This window comes from Skermanella sp. (assembly GCF_059503625.1).
Genome location: NZ_JCACHA010000046.1, coordinates 1 through 4281 on the forward strand (window position 1 = coordinate 1; position 4281 = coordinate 4281).

6 protein-coding genes are annotated in these 4281 nt (G+C 66.0%); 2 read left to right on the forward strand and 4 right to left on the reverse strand.

From position 1 onward, the window contains the following. Together AC5JJ6_RS01075 and AC5JJ6_RS01080 are read left to right on the forward strand one after the other, a co-directional pair. On the forward strand, positions 1-534 hold a 534-nt coding region (locus tag AC5JJ6_RS01075), incomplete at its 5' end, for a hypothetical protein (RefSeq protein WP_496040262.1). Between the two features lie 66 nt (positions 535-600). Then, positions 601-1197 (forward strand): hypothetical protein, encoded by a 597-nt coding sequence (locus AC5JJ6_RS01080; RefSeq protein ID WP_496040263.1) that lies wholly within the window; start codon positions 601-603, stop codon positions 1195-1197. On the opposite strand, the gene AC5JJ6_RS01085 is transcribed toward AC5JJ6_RS01080, so the two are convergent. From AC5JJ6_RS01085 to AC5JJ6_RS01100, 4 genes are all read right to left on the reverse strand, one after another. Beyond that, positions 1194-1748: a hypothetical protein gene (locus AC5JJ6_RS01085; RefSeq protein ID WP_496040264.1), complete on the reverse strand. Its 555-nt coding sequence runs from the start codon at positions 1746-1748 to the stop codon at positions 1194-1196. The genes AC5JJ6_RS01080 and AC5JJ6_RS01085 overlap by 4 nt on opposite strands. Positions 1749-1831: 83 nt before the next feature. Further along, entirely contained in the window at positions 1832-3118 is a 1287-nt protein-coding gene (locus AC5JJ6_RS01090) for a type II toxin-antitoxin system HipA family toxin (RefSeq protein ID WP_496040265.1), read from the reverse strand. 3 nt (positions 3119-3121) lie between these two features. Next, positions 3122-3478 (reverse strand): helix-turn-helix domain-containing protein, encoded by a 357-nt coding sequence (locus AC5JJ6_RS01095; protein ID WP_496040266.1) that lies wholly within the window; start codon positions 3476-3478, stop codon positions 3122-3124. Positions 3479-3552: 74 nt separating this feature from the next. Continuing rightward, positions 3553-4173: a helix-turn-helix transcriptional regulator gene (locus AC5JJ6_RS01100; protein WP_496040267.1), complete on the reverse strand. Its 621-nt coding sequence runs from the start codon at positions 4171-4173 to the stop codon at positions 3553-3555. Positions 4174-4281: the final 108 nt, after the last annotated feature.

A 4281-nucleotide genomic window follows, 5' to 3' on the forward strand; every position in this document is an offset into this window, starting at 1 on the left:
GTCGCCGTCGTGCTGGGCGAAACCAGCCGGGGCGGGCGTGCCGAAACCATCGCGCGCCTGATGGACACCGCCTACGCGATGCCGGACCCCAAGAACCCCGATCCCAAGATCAATGTCACGATCCACGACATCGATCCGGTCCGCACCCGGGACCCCGACCTGCCGGCCGTCGGCGTGATCTCCCCCACCTGCGGCAGCTTCGTCTCGGTGCCGGGATTGCCCAACGCTCCCACGGTATCGAGGGCGGATGCCTGGAGCATCGAGTTCGGCGGCACCTTCAACACCAAGGCGAAGGCGGTCGATGCCGCCCGCAAGCTGATGCGCAGCCACGCCGCCGTGCTGGGCGGCGGCATGATGACGACGATCGAGCGCGGCCGTAAGTTCCGCCCGATCATCCTCAACATGGACGAACGGCAGGCCACGGCGGCCTGCAAGCGGCTGCGGCAGGCCAAGGCCTATTGCGTGGTGGTCACACCCAAGAATCTTAACGCGACAATTGCGAAGGCGGCGGTCAAACAGCGGAAATCCAGATGACCGGATCGCGGCGCCCGTGGTATCGCAATGCGAGATCCAGCCATTCCCGTTGAACAGAAGCCCCTCATGATCCCGCGTCTCCTCCGTCCGGCCGTCCTCGCCATCGCCGCCACCCTGGTGCTCGGCGCCTGCACCTCGACCCCGCCGCGCCCGCAGGCCCGCCAGATCAGCTTCGCCAACCTGGCGCCAATCTCGTTCGACGTGGCCCGGGTCGAGGTGGTTCAGCAATACCAGCCGCCCCAGGTGCCGCCCAACGTCGACCACCTGACTCCGGTCCCGCCGTCGGACGCGATCCGCCGCTGGGCCAACGAGCGGGTGCGCGCGATGGGCGCCGGCGGCACGCTGCGCGTCATCATCAAGGACGCCAGCATCACCGAAACGGCCCTCGCGCCCACGACCGGCGTCCGAGGCGCCTTCACGACCGATCAGTCGGAACGCTACGACGGCCGCCTGTCGGTAGACCTCGTGGTCGAGGTGCCGTCCCGCCAGTTCCAGGGCTATACCGGCGCCACCGTCGCCCGCACCATCAGCGTCCCGGAGAACGTCTCGCTCCAGGGCCGCGAGGATGCGTGGCACAGCCTGGTCGAACGCATGATGGCCGACCTCAACGCCAAGCTGGAAGAAGGCATCGACGGCAACCTGTCCGCCGTGACCCTGCGCTAGCAGGGCCGGCAGGCCGCTTCCGCATCGTCGGCCTTCCGGTACCCCATCGCGTCGAGCGCCACCCGCGCCGGGTTCTCTCCGGCTCGTCTGAGCCGCTCGACACCTTGGCTCCAGACCGCGTCGTAGATCTGCGCCAGCAGCGGATCGCCGGCGCAGCGGCGGGCCAGATGATCCGCGTCGAACAGCCGCCGGCGGTCCTCAGCACTCCAGCGATAGGCGGAAACCCGGTTTAGCTCCATCTGCCCGGACAGCCGCCGCAGCGTCTCGACCAGCCGAGCCTCCCGGCTGGAGCGGTCCCGGCACTCGCCGGCCAGACCGGCCAGCGCACCGCCCAACCGCTCGGCCGCCTCCGGCGCCAAATCCGCCACCACCGCCAGCCGCAGGCATTGCGCCAGATCCAGGCGCTCCCGCAGACGCGGCCCCAGCGCCAGCACCATCACGGCGACGCGCGACCGCTCGTCCACCAGCGTCAGCCCCTTGACCAGATCGGAAACCGCCGGCCCCTCGGCCTTCGGAGCCCATCCGGTCCAGATCCAAAGACGATTCAGCATGGTTCATCCTCCCGGATGACCAACCCTAACGCCGTGCCACGTCTTCGGCCCACGAATATTTTATACGGGAGGCGCTGGAAGGTTTACCGGGCTTCCTGGGCAAGCCGGGTGGCACTCATCCGCGCCATCAGGCGGTCGGCCCGGCTTCTCTCCAGGGGGAGATCCCGGATAAGCGTCGGCCATATATCCAGGCACGATTGCGTAAACTGGCGCAAGTCCCGTTCCGTCGCGTCGGTGTCCAGGTTCAGGTAAGCCGCCGCCCGGCGGAACTTGGAGAAGCCGAGACCGGTCGCGGAACGGACGCCGACAAACTTGATGGCCAGCGTATCGTCATGATCGTATAGCCAGGTCGGGACGATGTCGTAAGCCGGAGACAGCCGTGGGTCCGATCCGCTCGGGAAGTAGAACGACCAGTTCTTGAGGTGGTTGTCGCCGTTGCCGATAAGAACATCCGCGACTATGCGGCGCATGGCTTCAAGAATGTCGGTGCGCCAGTCGGCACTGAACCGTGCGATGCATGCCAATATGGTTTCGCCATTGCCACGCGAGTATTTCTGGATCTCGCTTGCTCCCAGGACCTGCGCCATGTCCTCCATGTGAATGCGCTTTCCATCCGAAGCTCTGTCGAACCGTTCCACGACGAGAACGCAATCCCCATGGCGCAGAAATTCGGCCGGCACGCCGTCGACCTGTGATGTCGGCTTCAAATAGCAGTGAGCGGTGTCGATGCCGACGGCGCGGCATAGCGTCATGGCCGCGTACTCCGCTTCCGGAAGGTGCGGATGTCTCTCCGACGGGACCTTGAGGATGAAGCGTCCGATTCCCGATCGGGCAGGCGCCGACAGCCGCTCCCCGTGGATTTCGGCCGTGAACTTCAACTGGACGCCGGCTAGGGAGAATTTGACGATGCCTTCGGGAACCGGGACCCTGAAGCCATGGAGGTTTTCCCACCGTACATCCCTGTCGGGTCCGATGCCGGTTTCCGGGACGATCATCACGGCGCCTGGCAGGTCGGCCCCCAGACGGGCCAGCACGTCGAACTGATCGTGATCGCCTTGTCCCATCTCGGCTTCCACCATCGACCGCAGCGCTCCCTCGGGCAGCAGGTTGGAGAACCAGGGCGGGACGAAGCCGTGCAGGGCGATCTTGTCGCTCCTGATCCCCAATCGGGTCTGCGTGTCGGCATCGTCCACCGGGTTGAACCATGCCAAGCTCAATATGGGCCGCATGCCGGGGGGCGTCCGCAGGTATGTCTCATCGACTATGAATGCGGTGGAACCGTTGGCGTCGCGCGACAGCGTGCCGACGCGGACAGGGTTGCCTTGGGCGCCCATCAGGTGAACGCCCAATATGCCTGCCTTCATCGTCATCGTTTACGCTTCCTCATCGTCTTCGCCGAGATCCACGAAGATCTCGTCGTAGACCGACCGCGCAACCCCCGCGACGGCGGGAGCGTCGGCTGTTCCCCGTCCCAGCAGCCTGTCCACCTCGCCCGCGCGGGAACGAGGCACGAGCATCGGTATCAGGTCCAGCGCGTCGCACAGGTCGATGACAAGCGCCAGCCGGTCCCGATGGCTGCGCTCCTTCAGGAGGTCGGATTCCAGTTCAGCGACCCGCGTAGGTGATCGCTGAACCATCCTGGCAATTTCACGCTGGCTGAAGCCCTTGGCTTTGCGGCCCTCGACGAGGTGCGCTCCCAGTGACCGGGCGATGGGGTAGCGAACCGCCATAACGGAGCAAATCCTGTTGTGATCCGGATATCCGTAGCATAATGGCTCCGGGACAGATTTGCTTCAACGAAATATCAGAGGGGATTCCAATCCCGCTCACCACCCTCCGGCGGCAGTGAAACGATCCGCGCCGCCGGAACCGTTCGCCGCAGGTCGTCCAACCCCATGCTGGTGACCAGCCGGACGAAGCGTCCGTCGCTGATCTGCATCCGCTCCCACAGCCACATGCCGGGTCCCATGCGGATCACGCCGGGGTGGTTGAAATCGGTCCAGCCGGCGACCGGTAGCGCCATAGGTTCATACCAGCCCAGGTCCGGCAAGCGGGCCTCACCGTCGCGTATCCAGGGCGACGCGAAGGGCCACAGCGTCTCACCGTACAGGCCGGAGGCATCGTTGCGCCATTCCTCCCGCCGCGCCTTTGATACCGCCAGCAGCCGGTGGGTGACGTCGCAGACCAGATGCACCCGCAGGGTGGAGCTTTCCACCAGCCGTTTCAGCATGGCGTCGGAGGTGGAGTCGAGCCGGGCTTCGATCAGGGGAAGCAGCTTCGCGGCCTGCTCGGGCGTCGGCTGGTGCGTTCCGGATTCCCAGCGCGAAACCGTCGCCTGGGTGACGCCGGCCAGTTCCGCCAGATGGCTCTGCTTCATGCCGGTCAGCCGGCGAAGCCGCCGCAGGGATCGCCCGAAGTCCAGCATTCCGCCGCCCCGTCAGGACCATTCAGGGCCGTTCACGGCCGATACGATGTACGGGCGCCAGGATACTTCGGAAATGCCGTGATTTCCACCGGTCTCCCTCGGCGCCCG